Here is a 15,547-nt window from a genome sequence, read left to right as displayed (position 1 = left end):
CTGCTGCAGCTCAGTTGCAGCAGGGTATCAGCATTTTTTAGTTGCCAATACGGGGAATCATTCCGCGAATGCCCATATCTACAACTTTCTCTCCACTCAGCGGCTCCCACTTTCCGTCCTTATTGTCGTCCACCCACTCAAAACTCTTATTCACAGACAAACTAACGGTAACGACTATATCTTTTTGCTCCTGTCCGGTAATCACCAGCTTACCAGGGGCAAATGCCGCAGTTACCACACAAGACCCCGCCGGTACAGGCGATGTGGCAAACAATGGATTCACCACCGTAGTAGCCCCTGCCGGCGCCTGACCAGACACCACATTCGGCTGCCCCGCCAACGCAGATTCAAAAGCCCAGTAACCCTGCTTACGGTTACCATTGACAGAAACCGTTTTCGTTTTTACAAGGAAGTCCTGCAAATAAGTATTAAAGCCAATAAACGAAGCCACAGTGCCCGTATAATCTCCCTTGATAGGAAAACCGCTGATCACCGTATCCACGTGAAAAGACACATCATACTCCTGAAAAGCCAGGGATAACCGCAACCACTCATAACTGCCGGCCGCCACCTGGCTCAGTGGTACCTTGAAGAAAGTTTCGCCCTCGCCTACTGCGGTGGACTTGCTAAAATCGATGGCAGACTCGCCGCCAGCAGTAGTTTCTGGCGCACGATACAAAATAGCCCCCTTTCCTAACATCGTATTGGCCGTAGGCGCCAGTTCCAGATAATGAGAACTCATTTTGCGAAAAAGAGGATGCTGCCCGGCATTCCCCGCCGCAACAGATACCGGCTGGCCCGTATTACCCAGCCGCGCCTGCGTAGAATCAAAATGGAATTTAAAGATCAGCTGAGGGCCCGTAGTGGCAGGATCAGACGACTTACTGCAAGCTGACAGCAGTAACAGAATACAAGCAGATAATAACAGATGCTTCATGCGTTAGTTGTAGGTGTGATTAGATAAGATAAATACGGAATATATTCCTAAATTATTGTGCCTTGCAATAATTTTTCATTGCAATCAATTTCGTTTTACTATTTTCATCCCGACATATTTCCACGTTATAATAATGTTCTTCATATGAGTACTTCAAGACGTTCGTTTCTTCAGCAGACTGGTTTAATGGCTGCTGCAATGATGTTGCCCGGCGCAGTTTCCGCCTTCGCTAAAGACAATGGCCTCCCTAAAAAAGTAGGCATACAGCTGTATACACTCCGTGATCTGCTGGACAAAAATGCCAAAGAAACCCTCATCAGCGTAGCTAAAATCGGCTACAGAGAAGTAGAAACTTATTACGGCTATCAGCCAGGAGATGCAGGAAAATTCTGGGGCCTGACCGTGAAAGAACTGAAAGCGATATTAAAAAGTCTGGACCTGGTTTCTCCAAGTGGCCACTATGGCCTCAACCATTTCCTCACCAAAGGAAATGGAAAAGATGATGAGCTGAAGGCTCAAGTAGAATATGCAGCAGAACTGGGCCAGAAATATTTTGTAGTGCCCGCACTGCCTTTCCCGGAATGGGATACGCCTCCTACGGCCGACTACTACAAATTCGTTGCAGATCAATTGAATAAGGCGGCAGAATATTGTAAAAAATCCGGACTGCATGTAGCCTACCATAATCACTTCTGGGAATTCAAGCCACTCACAGACGCTCCTGGTACCGGGTATGATATCATGCTGAAAAACACAGATAAATCGTCTGTATTTTTTGAACTCGACTTATTCTGGGCCATCAAATCCGGCTTCGATCCTGTGAAATTGTTTGCACAAGCCCCGGGACGTTTCTTTGCCCTGCACGTGAAAGATATCGACAAAGCCAAACAAGAAGTACTCGTATCTCCTGCCAATGCCGATAAAAAAGCGATGGAACTATTGTCTATGGCCTCTTTTGCGGATGTTGGTTCCGGTGCAGTAGACTTCAAACGCATCCTGGCCAAAGCGCCGGCAGCTGGCGTGAAACACCTCTATGTGGAACAGGACAGAATCACCACTGAGCCTTACCAAAGTATCACCAACAGCTATAACTACGTAAAAAATACGTTGCTTAAATAATATTTCGCCTTCGGCAGACACGTGTCTGCCGAAGGCTTTTCCTCCCCCTCTCTACAGAAAAGGCAGAAATGTCCTAGTTTTGCGGCAAAATAATGCAGTAACTATGGCGATGCACGAAATAGAATCACTGGTAGAGTTATCTATTCTCTGCCTGGACAACAGTCAGGATTCCCAGGCTGACTACAGAAGTCTCTTCTTCAACCTGTACCAGCTGCAAGACAGCTTTGATACTGGCTTTACCCATTTCAGGGTAATGGATACACTGGTTAAACATCACTACGTATATACTTTTCCGATCACTGCTCACCCAACCTACCTGGAACACCAGGCCTACTTCGATCATCTGGCAGCCGATCAGAAATTCAGTTTCATCTATGCCAATCCAGGCAAAGAATGGGACGCTACTTCCAATCCGGTAGCAGGATACGCCAACTACGATCATGCTACCAAACAATACATCCTGTACTGCGATGCAGGTTCCCTGTTATGGTCTGCAATGGTGGCCACAGGCACGATCTCCGGCAAAGATGCAACCGCCCCCGAACCAATGGGCTTCTTCCATCTGGCACTGACTATCGTGGAATACGCCGCCAAACAGGATTTCACCGATCTGTTGAGCCTATGGTACCTGCTGCTCCCTTATATGGTGATGCAAGCGGAACAAGACGGTATCCCACTGCAGAAACAAGACCTGGAAACCATCTTCCAGATTATCATCAGCAAAAACGCAATTCCTCAGGAAGGCCTCCCCTACATTGAAGATATTCCGCATGGCGGAGAACTGGGCGAATTCTGCAACTGGTGGTATGAACCAGCCCGTCAGTGGATGCCCACTGCGCCGGAAACAACAGAAGAACTGGACCTCGACGCCATTCCTTTTTCACAGGAAGTGGAAAAAAGCGCTACCTGGTACTCTCAGCAAGTAGTGACCCTCATGGAGTCCGTGACTCATTCCATCCAGTTCATGGAAGATAACGGCGAAAATGAAGATCTCCGCAAAAGCGTGGAAATGCGCCTGGAATCAGCGCTTCAATTTGCCAACAAAGGCCTGGAACAAGCGCCAACTGATGCCAGTCTCCTCATGAATAAAGGTTCCGTGCTCATGCTACAAGAAAAGTATCCGGAAGCTATGGAAAGCTATGATGAGGCCATGAAAATCGCGCCCAACAATCCATACGTACACCTGAACAGAGCTATTCTTTTCTATCATATGGATCAGTTCAAAGAAGCGAAAGCCTCTTTCGAAAGACTGTTGCAACTGGAACCAGCAAATGAATTCGGGCAGCAGTGGCTGCAACACCTTCGCGACGCAGGCTTCTGATAACCCGCAAAACCTTTTCCTAACGGTTGTTTCCGCTCTTCAAAAAAAGCGGAAATAACCGTTTTTTTTAGCTAAATTTCGAGTGTACAAAATACTTGTGTATGTCACAAGACCACAGCGAAAAACAATCAGAACAAAAAGAATTCCACGAAACCCGTCGCGGTTTCCTCAAGCAGTCCACCGCTATGATGGCGCTTGCACTAACTCCTCCTATCGTACTGAAAGCAGCGGAAAAAGATGAAGCCATCGCCGCTCTCTTCGAAAAAGTACCTGTGAGCATGGAGATTAATGGGAAAAAACAACAGCTATCTGTAGAACCACGCACTACCCTGCTGGATCTTCTACGGGAACAATTAGCCCTCACCGGCACCAAGAAAGGCTGCGACCATGGCCAGTGTGGCGCTTGCACCGTTCATATCAATGGTATGCGGGTAAACTCCTGTCTGACGCTTGCCGTCATGCAGGAAGGCAAGAAAATCACTACCATCGAAGGACTTGCTAACGGAGAGGAATTACATCCCATGCAACAGGCTTTTATTAAGCACGATGGCTTCCAGTGCGGTTACTGTACGCCAGGCCAGATCATGTCAGCAGTGGCATGTATCCGGGAAGGACACGCCAACTCACCGGAAGAAATACGTGAATTTATGAGCGGGAATATTTGTCGCTGTGGCGCTTATGACAATATTGTCAGCGCCGTCCTGGAAGTAAAACAAGGAGGGCAAAAAGTATGAATCCATTCTCATTCGTAAGGGCCAATAGCCCGAAAGCAGCTATAGACGCCGTTTCCAAAGGAGACAATTCCCGGTTCATTGCTGGCGGCACCAACCTCCTGGACCTCATGAAGAACGGCGTGATGCAACCTGAAAAACTGGTAGACATCAACAATCTTCCCCTAAAAGATATTCAACTCAGCAAAGATAAATTGCATATCGGCGCATTGGCACTCAACAGTACAGTAGCCGCCGATAATCAGGTGAAAGCACAATTCCCTCTGCTCTCTCAAGCCTTGCTGGCAGGCGCTTCACAGCAACTGCGCAACATGGCTACTGTAGGCGGAAATATGATGCAACGCACCCGATGTTCTTATTTTTATGATACGGCCATGCCTTGCAATAAACGCCAGCCAGGCTCCGGATGCGGCGCTATTGGCGGCGTAAATCGCATGCACGCCATTTTCGGCGCAAGCGATAAATGCATCGCAGTACATCCCAGCGATATGTGCGTAGCACTCGTAGCCCTCGATGCAACAGTGCTGGTAACCGGTCCGAAAGGAGAACGAAAAATTCCTTTCGCCGACTTCCATCGCCTGCCAGGAGATACGCCCGAAAAAGATAATAACCTCGGCAAAGGAGAACTGATTACTGCCGTGGAAATTCCCAATAATCCATACACGAAGAATATCTACTACCTGAAAGTCAGAGACAGAGCTTCCTATGCATTTGCATTGGTATCTGTAGCCGCGGCCCTGGAACTGGATGGGAATGTTATCAAATCAGCCAGACTAGCCATGGGCGGTGTGGCACATAAGCCTTGGCGACTCGCAGCCGCGGAGCAATCACTCATCGGTAAAACAGCTACAGAAGAAAATTTTCGTGTAGCCGCCACCGTTGCCATGGAAAATGCAAAGGCATATGAACACAATTCCTTCAAACTGCAGCTGGCCCCGAATAGTATTGTCACTGCACTATTAAAAGCAACATCGGTATGAGACAGGATAAAAATGTAGGCAAACCGCTCGACCGTGTAGATGGCCGATTAAAAGTAACCGGCGGCGCTAAATATTTCGCGGACAATCACATGGAAGATCTACAGCATGCCTGCCTGGTATGCAGTACAATCGCCAGCGGCCGCATTAAAAGCATTGATACCAAAGCGGCCCTCCACGCCCCAGGCGTATTGGACGTTGTATCTCATCTGAATACAGCTCCTGCTCCCGGATATAAACAACCAGATGGAAAGGCCAGACGACAACTCCGCATCTTTGCAGATGATCGCATTTATGCCAACGGACAACCCGTAGCTATCGTGGTGGCCAATACCATGGAAAGAGCCGTATACGCCGCTTCTCTGGTGAAAATACAATACGAACAAGAGGTGCACCATACGGATATGCGCGCCAACGATAAAGCCGCCTATCAAACAGACCGTATGAAAGATTATGTACGCGGTACTACCGATGCATGGAAAACAGCGCCGGTACAGCTGGAAGCCAGCTATAGTACGCCTATTGAAGTACATAATCCAATGGAACTCGCCGGTATCATCGCCAAATGGGATGGCCCGGATAACCTAACCATCTGGTCAAAAACACAAGGCGTAAAAAACAGTCAGGTAGCCCTCCGGGAGATATTCCAAATCCCGGATCAGAATATCGTTGTCCACTCCCCCTTTGTAGGCGGCGGTTTCGGGATGGCACTACGGATATGGCCACACGAAATTGCGACCATCATTGCCGCAAAGAAAGTAGGCAAACCAGTAAAACTGGTCATCAGCAGAGATCAGATGTTCACCATGGTAGGACATCGGCCGGCAGCAGATCAGAAAATCGGTATCGGCGCTACACAAGATGGACAACTGGTAGGCATCACCCATGAGGCAATCGCCAGTACCTCTACTTATGAAGATTTCACAGAGGCCATCACCAGTATGAGCCGGTTCATGTATGCATGCCCGAATGTAAATACACGCTATAAAATAGTGCCTATCAATGTCTGCACGCCCATCTGGATGCGCGGCCCCGGCGAAGCCACCGGCGCATTCGCATTGGAATCCGCCATCGATGAGCTCTCCTATAAATTAGGAATGGACCCACTGGCATTGCGTGTGAAAAACTATGCTGCAACAGATCCTGAAAAAAATCTCCCTTTCTCCAGTAACTACCTCCGGGAAGCTTACGAAATGGGAGCCGCCAAAATAGGCTGGAACAACAGACCCGCCAATCCACGCGCCCTCAAAGAAGGCGATTGGTTCGTGGGTTACGGCGTTAGCACAGGCGTATTCGGCGCGCACCGCGGGAAAGCCAGCGCCGGCGCCATCTTTAAATCAGATGGCTCTCTGGTAGTACAAAGCGCCACCACAGATATCGGGCCCGGCACCGCTACTGCAATGGTACAAATTGCTGCCGACGCGACCGGCATCTCCCCCAATCATATTCAATTTCAACTGGGCGAATCTACTTTTCCAGATGCGCCGGAACAAGGCGGCTCCGCCACCGTCTCTACTGTAGGTAGCGCCGTACACGACGTTTGCCAGGAGCTGAAAACGAAACTGCTGGAGTTAGCCACGACACATATTCCCGACTTCAAAAACAGTACGCCGGAAAATTCCACATTCGAAAATGGTTACCTGGTTACAGCAGGCGACGCAGGAAAAATGGAAATCTCATTAAGCGATATCCTGCAAAAGTCTAATACGCCTGTATTACAGGTTACGACTACCTCCAAAGCGGGCGATGAAAGAAAGAAATATTCTATGTATTCTTTCTCTGTACACTTCGCGAAAGTGCATGTACACGCATCTACAGGAATAGTACGTATCAAACATGTGGTATCTGTGGCCGACAGCGGTACTATTGTAAATTCAAAAACTGCTGCCAGCCAGATGATCGGCGGCGTAGTAGGTGGTATTGGTATGGCACTGACAGAAGAAGCCGTACTGGATCATCGCTATGGCAGATATGCCAATAATAATTTCGGCGACTATCATGTACCGGTACACGCAGATACGCCTCCTACAGATATTCTTTTCATCAATAAAAAAGATCCTGTCATCAACCCAATGGGTTCGAAAGGAATGGGAGAAATTGCATTGATAGGTTTTGCTGCCGCCGTTTCCAACGCAGTATATAACGCCACCGGCAAACGCGTTCGGGATCTGCCTATCACACCAGATAAGCTGATATAATGTTATGATAAAAGAGCTGGAAGATATTGTGAAAGCGTATGATATAGCGCAACAACAGGGCCTCCGCACAGCACTGGCTACAGTGGTACATGTGGATGGCTCTGCCTACCGCCAACCTGGCGCCAGAATGCTGGTAACAGAAAATGGCACGCTCACCGGCGCTATCAGCGGCGGATGCCTGGAAGGAGATGCGCTCCGAAAAGCCCAGCTGGTCATGATGCAACAACAACCCATGTTGGTCGTCTACGATACCACCGATGAGGATGATGCGCAATTAGGTGTGGGACTGGGTTGCAATGGTATCATATACATCTTGCTGGAACCCATTACAGCAGAAGACAGTAACAATCCCCTGCAACTTATCCGACAACTTATTTCAACTCGTCAGGAATCCATACTAATTACCTTATTCAATAAAGAGCAGCGAAAGGATATTCAACCAGGTACACGCATGCTTTGCCGCCAGCATAAGAATGTGGGTACCATTCCCGGAGATATGCTGCAACAAGCTATTCTCCAGGATGTACAGGAAGCCTATCATCAGCGCGCCAGTATTATAAAATCATATGTCTCCCCGGATTATCAGCTTACGGCTTTATTATCCTACATTACACCCGCTACGCAATTAATTATCGTGGGTGCTGGCAATGATGCACAACCGCTGGCCCGCATCGCACAGGTGATGGGATGGCATGTGCACCTATTGGATGGTAGGCCCAATTACGCTACTGCTACACGTTTCCCGGATACGACTATCCATATCGCAAAAGCAGAAAATGCACTGGAGCATCTCGTTCCAGACGCTTACTCCGCAGCCATTCTCATGACACACAACTATAATTATGATCTGAAAATACTGCAACAACTGGTGCACTTTCCACTACCCTACATTGGCGTGCTGGGGCCAGCTAAGAAACTACAGCGTATGCTGGAAGAATCGGACAGCATTACTGCCATACAACGTGAACGGATATACGGTCCGGCAGGATTGGATATAGCCGCCGCTACTCCCGAAGAAATTGCACTCAGCATCGCCAGCGAAATAAAACGGGTAACGGCAGGCCCAGCCACCAGCGGGCAATCCCTCCGCGATAAAAAAGGAGCCATCCACAACCGGAGAGCACAAATAATCACCACACAGCATCTCTGACATGACAGGTATTATCATCCTTGCCGCCGGCGCTTCTCAGCGATTAGGTCAGCCTAAACAACTATTGCAACTGGAACAGCAAACATTATTGGAGCGCGTTATTCATACGGCGCTAAACAGTAATATAGGTCCGGTGATAGTAGTGCTGGGCGCTAATGCCGCCAATATCCAACCACATATTGCACCCTTGCATATCAATATTGTCATCAATGAAAAATGGGCCGAAGGCATGGGTAGCAGCATTGCAGCAGGCATGCAATTCTTACTACGTACATACAATAACGTTAGTAGCACTTTCCTTTTAGTGTGCGATCAACCTTTTATCGATTCGCGCCTGCTGCATCGTATGTTCGCAACACCCTCCCCTATTGTTGCCTGTACATACAATAAAGCCATTGGTACTCCAGTTCTCTTCCAGCAAGCATTTTTCCCCGCTTTACAAGCCCTCCAAAGCCCCGAAGGCGCCCGTAAACTACTCCAACAATATAAAGACCAGGTAAAAACAGTCGACTTCCCCCAGGGAGGCATTGATATTGATACCATTGGAGATTATAATGCACTCCTCTCTCAGTAATGGAAAAAATATTTTTTTTGTAAGCGGAAACTTTCTTTATATTTGTCTATAAGAATGGTAGACTATTAAAATATATCACCATGAAACACTTAACAACACTTATTTCTCAGGTTAATCGCCAGCAGGCGAAACACAAGACGATCTCAATGCGTCCTGGATATTGTTGTTGTTAATACCCACCACCTTCGCGGTAATCCCACCTAATTCCGCCCCACAGCATTAATCTTTTTGTTCACCGCCTACAAACTAATTCGTCATGAAAACGAATCGCCAACCAGTGTTCCGTCTGGATAAGACGGTAACCAACGAACATCTTGCATGGTTCCATCAACATGGTTTTATTCAATTTAAAAATTTCATCGACCAGGACACCGTTCACCTGCTGCTCAACGCGGTCAACCAAGTTCAAGACCTGCTCCTGCGCAACGACATCCAGAAAATCAATGGAACCCCACTTAAATTTGGTACCGATGTAGATGGAAGTCCACTCATCCAACGCATCGCATTTGCCTCTCAATACAGCAATGTATTACGTGAATTCCTCCGCGATGAGCGCCTCCAGTCACTACTCCAACTCCTCGGCCCCTATGATGGCCGCATCGGAGAAAATGAAAAAGACGGGCTCGTAGTAAATCACTATGTCAACTCTGCCAATAGCCAGTTCCGGCAACTGGGATGGCATACGGATAGTCCGCGCGACCTGTTCCTCGGCAGCCGTATTATGCCAATGCTGAACGTAGGCCTGCATCTGGACGATTGCCCAACGGAAAACGGCGGATTACGCGTACTACCGGGCACGCATAAACAGAGTTTATTCCGACTGCTTTTCAGAAAGAAGTATTTCATTGATCATCATCCGGATAAGAAAGAAGTAGGCTTCAATATCGAGGCGGGTGATCTAACAATCCATGATGGCCGGTTATGGCATAGAGTGCAGCAATCGCCCAATATTGGAGAGGAGAGTCGCCGTAGAGTAATGTACATACCCATTATCACGGGCGCTTATCAGCCTAAACATACCGGCAGTCCTACTCCATTCTACCATAAACTGGCGCATTTATATGGCGGAAAACCACAGTGGGCCACTGCTAAAGCAACACAAAAGGAATTGATAAAATCATCTCATTAAAACTTCTTCAAGATGTCATACGCACTTGTTACCGGGGCTGCCAAAGGCATTGGTAAAGCCATTGCCGCCGCACTTGCCGAAAAAAATTATCATTTGCTACTGGTGGATCTGGATGGGCAGGCACTGGAAGATACGGCTACTACACTGGCAGCTACTTATCGGGTGCATGTGCATGCGTTGCACCAGGATTTATCCGCTACAGACGCATTGCAGAAAGTGGTGCAGTTTACCACGCCATATCATGATCAGCTGCAAGTGGTAGTGAATAACGCAGGATATGGACTGAACGGGGCTTTTGAACATATTCCACTGCCCAATTCGTTCAATATCATTGATGTGAATATCCGTGCACAGGTGGGTCTTTCTCACGCATACATACCCGTGTTGCGTAAGTTTCAAAAGGCTTACCTGCTGAATGTAGTGAGTACCACCGCTTACCAACCGGTTCCCTATTTGAATATTTATGCGGCCACCAAGGCTTTCGCGTTGTCGTTTACGCGGAGTCTGCGATATGAGCTGCGGCGTACAGGCATCTCCGTGAGTGCTTTGAGTCCGGGTAGTACAGATACGGATTTTGTAAACCGTGCAGGTATGGGTACACGCACGCGCGCTATTGCGGATCGGTTCAATATGACATCGGAAGCAGTGGCGAAGATTGCCATCAGGGGTTTATTCAACGGAAAGGCAGAGATTATTCCGGGGTTTACGAACAAGCTGAATGCGTGGCTACCTAAATTTTTCCCGAAAACATTGGTGGAGAGGATTGCCGGGGATATTTATGAAACGGGAGACACGCGTCAACAAACAGCTGTTGCTTCCCTCAGACAGGAAGCAACAGCTGCTGCAAATATTTAAGCCCACATCATGCGGGGAGCAATACCAATGCGCTGCCTGTTCTCATTAAAGTGAACGTCCAGATGGCAGTAAGCATCATTTGTGCTCAGCCCCTGGTGCAGAATTGTTTCTTCTTTATCCTTGTTCCAGGCAACAAGCGTACGGGGCACAACGCCCTGTATGCCACCGCCAATCACATAATTGATATGTCTTGTATTGGAAACCATGCTTTTATTACTCAATAAAGTCAGATCCCGCTCATATCCCAGGTGGGACAGACAAATCACATAGTCGCAGTCCATTTCCTGTTTTAAGCGTGCTGCCACCGCTGTAGCGGCAGTCAGCGGATCTTTTACCTCTACGCCGCGGACACCTTTTACGTCCCCGCCTACGCCGGTAATACCGATTTTATACGGTCCCGCATATACGATAACATATTTACGGATACCTTTTTGCAAACGAACGTCAGAAAATTCATAGTTGCAGTTGACCAGCGGAAATTTCATTTCTTCCAGCAATGCAGCCAGATGTTCCTGTCCTGCAGCCAGCTCATTTACCCCGATACCCGCAGCCTGGTATCCTTTACCATTCATTGCCTGAATCATTTCCAGATCTGTGGCGTATTTCCCGGACTTACCCAAAAAACTGCCAGCATCGAGCAACAGACCCTGTTTGTTTTTAGTCAGGAAATCAGGCATAGTGCCATGCAAATCATTGGTATGACGCACTTGTAGTTTGTTGGCATCTCCCCCAACAACAGCGGCATTTTCAGTAACAGATGCAAGAGAGAAAAGGGGCTTTTGGAAAAAGAGCAAACCGGTAGCTAGTCCGGCATTGCGTAAGAAGTTACGACGTTCTGTGATCATAGTATTTGGGATATATCCGGTATAATTGGGCGTAAAGATAATAACTCTCTGCTAGATAATTTCTACATCCCCCGAAAGTTATTTATACAATTCCTGCTCATCCGTGTAATAAGTGCGGCCTCCCTTATCGAGGTGCTTAATAGGATAGCCTCCAGGGCTCTTCTCTTTCCTGGGCACATGTACCTGCATAAAATCCCTCACTTCGCCTGCAATGATGCCAGGATGACTTTTATTGATCTTTGTAATCGCGTCTTTCAATACTTTCTGTACAGCTTTCACCAGGTCTGCCACCTTTTTCTCTGGTATTTTGCTACAAATGGAAAATGGAGAGATACGTGCCGTGTAAAGGATTTCATCCGCATAGGCATTGCCGATACCCAATACCTGATGCTGGTCCGTCAGGAATTTCTTAATGGTCGTCTTCTTCTTGGCCAGGGTCTCCGTTAACCACTTCGCATTGAAATCTTTGGAAAGCGCATCCGGAGCCTCTTTTGCCGGCGGATCGAGCGTAAGCGCCGCTGCCCGCTGAAAATCAGTTAACGCCAAGGTATGTCCACCAGTGAAATGCAATAAAGCGATCGTAAATTTTTGTTCTTCTCCGGCTTTGAGCAAATATAATTTTCCATGCAACATCATATGCATGGCCAGCGTATGAGATTTTCCAAAGATAAAATCCAGCTCTTTCCCCGACCGGCGTATATCCGTCAGCGTTTGCCCTACCAAGGCTTTTTTAAGCGCCGCGATAGTAACATTGAGCTTCTTTGTCACAGGCACTTCAATGTCTTCTAACTTTTTCTTCAGCAATACCTTGGACAGATTTTGCTGAAAGACTTCCAGATCAGGTAATTCAGGCATGGTTCCCTTTTTCCTAAAAGTAAGTTATTTAATCAGATGATCGGCAAAACGCCATTGTGATTTATAATCCGGACTGAGCGGCTGTTTCATGATAATGGCACGGTACATTTCTATCGGAATGGGCCCTTCCTGCAGGAAGGTATCATGGAAAGCCAGTTCTGTCATTTTACCACTGTCTACCATTTCCTTATGCAATGCGCGCAACTGCAGACCGCCCATCATGTACGCGATCTGATATAACGGACCATAGCCTCCAGTGAAAGACCGCCGTACTTCCGACTCTGCGCTGAATCGCTCATGCCCCACTCTCTCTACCAGGAAGTCGATGCACTGTTGCGGCGTCCATTTACCCAAATGATAATTCAGGGAGAAAATAATCCTTGCACAACGATGCATACGCCAGAAGAGTGCGCCTACTTTTTCTTCAGGAGTGGCATGAAAGCCTTTATCCCAGAGGAGCATTTCCCAGTATAACGCCCACCCCTCTACGGAGAATGGCGTACTGAATTCTTGCCGGTAGGACTTGTAGCGCTGATTCATATAGCCTTGCAGGTTATGACCTGGTATTAATTCATGGAATACGGTAGCATGTGCAAATCCGTAGTTATTGCTACGCAGACTCATTTCCTTGGAAGCTTCATCCATATCTATCGTCGGATAGGCGATGAGTATAGAGGGCCCGCCCAGGAAAAAAGGCGCAAAACGTTGTTGTTCTTTGGTGAGCATGTACATACGCCAGCTTTCCTTAGCCAACTCAGGAATCGTTACCAGGTGCCTATCTTCCACATACCTGATGGCTTCATTTGCCAGCCTGTTGATGAGTGCTGGCTGATCGCCTGGCGCTACATGATTTTCTTTAATCTTTTCTAGGGCTTTCTTCCAATCATTACCATAGCCCATCTCCGCGGCAGCTTTCTTCATTTCTGCATCACACCAGGCAAATTCTTTATTGGCAATCGCCACCAGATCTTCAGGAGCATAGGGAATCATTTCAAATTGCAGGAGTTCTTCCAATGCATCCTTACCAATGGGCGTTCCTTTGATACCGGAAACATCGAGGGATTTATCGGCTTTATCCGCGAGCACATTATCCAATTGATCACTGTATCTGGCGAGCAAACTATCTACTTTCCGGTAGGGTTCTTTCACCCACCAACTGAATTGCGGATCATAACCATAGTAAAAGTCATATACGTTTTCCAAGCCTTTCTCTAATTCGTTCACTACCTCAGCAGCCTTGCGGTAGGCCACAGCATTATAACCACTTTGCTTATCTGATGCGGCGAGCGCGGTTTGCAAGCTGGTCTGTACTTTTCCTAATGTGGCGGCAACTTGTTGTGCATCCGGCTTATCGCCCCGCCGACGCTTGATCTGCAAGGCCATAATATCGTCTGCAAAAGGAATAAGCGGTTTTATTTGCGTATACAGATTGGCGTTAGTTTGCAGGTTTCCCAGCTCATGGCGGATATTCCGTTGCAAGAGAATATAGTCTACCTGCTCACCTACAGACAACGATTTAAAGTTAATCCTTTGAAGTTCTTTCAATACATCATTATAGTAGATCCCCATGCGGTTGAAATATTCAGGACTATTCCGGAAGATATATACTCGGTTTAGTCCATTTACGTCGGCATCTACCCGCTGAATCAATGCTGTTACCGGCGACTCCGCAACCACCGGTACTGCCCGCAACAGGCATAGGCACATAAGGGAAACAAATAATGTTTTCATATAAAGTGAAGGATTTGAATCGACTGAAAAATTAATAAAACAGGCCGGCATTTTCATTACCGGCCTGGTATTTTTTATGGCTGCTTTTCTCTTTTACGAAACGTCAAAACAAAGATAGACGCAATGCCTGTATACGATTTACTGATATTGTCCGCCTATATACAATCCTTGTCTTTAAATTTAAGATATATACATTTTATCGACCTATGTCAAATAACTGTTAAAATAACATTACAAGCAGACTGAAGCAACATTTCAGTGAGCTATCTCCATGAGAAAATCGGTAAATTCGTTTTACTCGATTTTTTAAAAAATCCACCAAACAATCAATGTAATTAACTAAAACAACTACGGCGTGAAATTGAAAAAGAAGCAAGTGATAAAACCGTTGGTTTTTGCAGTAACAGTATGTGCGTTTGCATTCCTTATTACCTCTTTTAGTACCACAGGCAAGAATATTCTAACAGCCAAACATGTCTCCACCGGCCAACCAGCTCAGGATTCTTTACAGGTAGAAGAAGTAAGCCTTTATGATGAATTAGCGCTCGATTCGTTAGGACTATCCCGCGAAGCGTTCGACTATGCCATGCAAGGGTATAATAAGCTGAATGAAGAAGGAAAAATCAAGAATGATCAAGTACTTTCTATTATTGATTTTAGTCTCCCTTCCACTAAGAAAAGACTCTTTGTAATTGACTTACAGAATAAAATGCTGTTGTTCAATACACTGGTGTCTCACGGTAGAAATTCCGGTACTGTAAGTGCCAATAATTTTTCTAACCGTCCGAACAGCTTTATGAGCAGTCTTGGTTTCTTCGTGACAGGCGATTCCTACAGAGGCGAACATGGTTTGTCGCTGCGTTTACAGGGAGAAGAAGCCGGCATCAACGACAATGCAATGGCTCGTGGCATCGTAATGCACAGTGCCAATTATGTGAATGAATCGCTCATAAAATCACAAGGATATATTGGCAGAAGCCTCGGCTGTCCTGCCATTCCTGAAAGCGTTCACCGCAAAGTAATTGAGCGCATCCGCAACGGCAGTTGCCTCTTCCTTTACAGTAGGGATAAAACTTATTCTATGCACACAAAGATGATCTCCAGAGATTCAAGTGCTACTTAATA

At 47.0% G+C, this 15,547-nt stretch carries 14 protein-coding genes; 10 read left to right on the top strand and 4 right to left on the bottom strand.

Annotation, left to right across the window (positions count from 1 at the left end; genetic code table 11):
* Nucleotides 1-37 precede the first annotated feature (37 nt).
* Nucleotides 38-937: a hypothetical protein gene (locus tag CLV59_RS03310; protein ID WP_111590569.1), complete on the bottom strand. Its 900-nt coding sequence runs from the start codon at nucleotides 935-937 to the stop codon at nucleotides 38-40.
* A gap of 144 nt (nucleotides 938-1,081) precedes the next feature.
* Between CLV59_RS03310 and CLV59_RS03305 the strand changes: the two genes are divergently transcribed.
* From CLV59_RS03305 to CLV59_RS03265, 9 genes are all read left to right on the top strand, one after another.
* Complete coding sequence (locus CLV59_RS03305) at nucleotides 1,082-2,056, top strand: sugar phosphate isomerase/epimerase family protein (protein WP_111590568.1); 975 nt, start codon at nucleotides 1,082-1,084, stop codon at nucleotides 2,054-2,056.
* 103 nt (nucleotides 2,057-2,159) lie between these two features.
* Nucleotides 2,160-3,377 carry a tetratricopeptide repeat protein gene (locus CLV59_RS03300; RefSeq protein WP_111590567.1) on the top strand — a complete coding sequence of 406 codons (1,218 nt, stop codon included), beginning with the start codon at nucleotides 2,160-2,162 and terminating at the stop codon, nucleotides 3,375-3,377.
* A 101-nt stretch (nucleotides 3,378-3,478) separates the two neighbouring features.
* Nucleotides 3,479-4,111 carry a 2Fe-2S iron-sulfur cluster-binding protein gene (locus CLV59_RS03295; protein WP_111590566.1) on the top strand — a complete coding sequence of 211 codons (633 nt, stop codon included), beginning with the start codon at nucleotides 3,479-3,481 and terminating at the stop codon, nucleotides 4,109-4,111.
* Nucleotides 4,108-5,088 carry an FAD binding domain-containing protein gene (locus tag CLV59_RS03290; protein WP_111590565.1) on the top strand — a complete coding sequence of 327 codons (981 nt, stop codon included), beginning with the start codon at nucleotides 4,108-4,110 and terminating at the stop codon, nucleotides 5,086-5,088. The genes CLV59_RS03295 and CLV59_RS03290 overlap by 4 nt, the downstream gene beginning before the upstream one ends.
* Entirely contained in the window at nucleotides 5,085-7,283 is a 2,199-nt protein-coding gene (locus CLV59_RS03285) for a xanthine dehydrogenase family protein molybdopterin-binding subunit (RefSeq protein ID WP_111590564.1), read from the top strand. Before CLV59_RS03290 ends, CLV59_RS03285 begins: the two co-directional genes overlap by 4 nt.
* A 4-nt stretch (nucleotides 7,284-7,287) precedes the next feature.
* On the top strand, nucleotides 7,288-8,433 hold the full coding sequence (locus CLV59_RS03280) for an XdhC family protein (protein WP_245950759.1): 1,146 nt from the start codon (nucleotides 7,288-7,290) through the stop codon (nucleotides 8,431-8,433).
* A gap of 1 nt (nucleotide 8,434) precedes the next feature.
* Entirely contained in the window at nucleotides 8,435-9,007 is a 573-nt protein-coding gene (locus CLV59_RS03275; RefSeq protein ID WP_111590563.1) for a nucleotidyltransferase family protein, read from the top strand.
* A gap of 256 nt (nucleotides 9,008-9,263) precedes the next feature.
* A complete protein-coding gene (locus CLV59_RS03270) occupies nucleotides 9,264-10,136 on the top strand; it encodes a phytanoyl-CoA dioxygenase family protein (RefSeq protein ID WP_111590562.1) in 873 nt (290 codons plus the stop codon).
* 12 nt (nucleotides 10,137-10,148) lie between these two features.
* Entirely contained in the window at nucleotides 10,149-10,991 is an 843-nt protein-coding gene (locus tag CLV59_RS03265; protein WP_111590561.1) for an SDR family NAD(P)-dependent oxidoreductase, read from the top strand.
* Here CLV59_RS03265 and CLV59_RS03260 read toward each other — a convergent pair.
* The 3 genes from CLV59_RS03260 to CLV59_RS03250 form a co-directional block, all read right to left on the bottom strand.
* A complete protein-coding gene (locus CLV59_RS03260) occupies nucleotides 10,988-11,836 on the bottom strand; it encodes a bifunctional UDP-sugar hydrolase/5'-nucleotidase (protein WP_111590560.1) in 849 nt (282 codons plus the stop codon). The two genes, CLV59_RS03265 and CLV59_RS03260, sit on opposite strands and share 4 nt — an antisense overlap.
* A 78-nt stretch (nucleotides 11,837-11,914) precedes the next feature.
* Nucleotides 11,915-12,691: a DNA-formamidopyrimidine glycosylase family protein gene (locus CLV59_RS03255; RefSeq protein ID WP_111590559.1), complete on the bottom strand. Its 777-nt coding sequence runs from the start codon at nucleotides 12,689-12,691 to the stop codon at nucleotides 11,915-11,917.
* A gap of 24 nt (nucleotides 12,692-12,715) precedes the next feature.
* Nucleotides 12,716-14,422, bottom strand: coding sequence for a DUF885 family protein (locus CLV59_RS03250; RefSeq protein ID WP_111590558.1), 1,707 nt, complete (start codon nucleotides 14,420-14,422; stop codon nucleotides 12,716-12,718).
* Between the two features lie 355 nt (nucleotides 14,423-14,777).
* On the opposite strand from CLV59_RS03250, the gene CLV59_RS03245 reads away from it, so the two are divergent.
* Nucleotides 14,778-15,545: a murein L,D-transpeptidase catalytic domain family protein gene (locus tag CLV59_RS03245; protein ID WP_245950757.1), complete on the top strand. Its 768-nt coding sequence runs from the start codon at nucleotides 14,778-14,780 to the stop codon at nucleotides 15,543-15,545.
* The last annotated feature ends 2 nt before the right edge of the window (nucleotides 15,546-15,547 follow it).

This window comes from Chitinophaga dinghuensis (genome assembly GCF_003259435.1).
GTDB lineage: Bacteria > Bacteroidota > Bacteroidia > Chitinophagales > Chitinophagaceae > Chitinophaga > Chitinophaga dinghuensis.
Note: the sequence above shows the minus strand (reverse complement) of the source record. Positions and strands in the feature narration are given on the sequence as shown.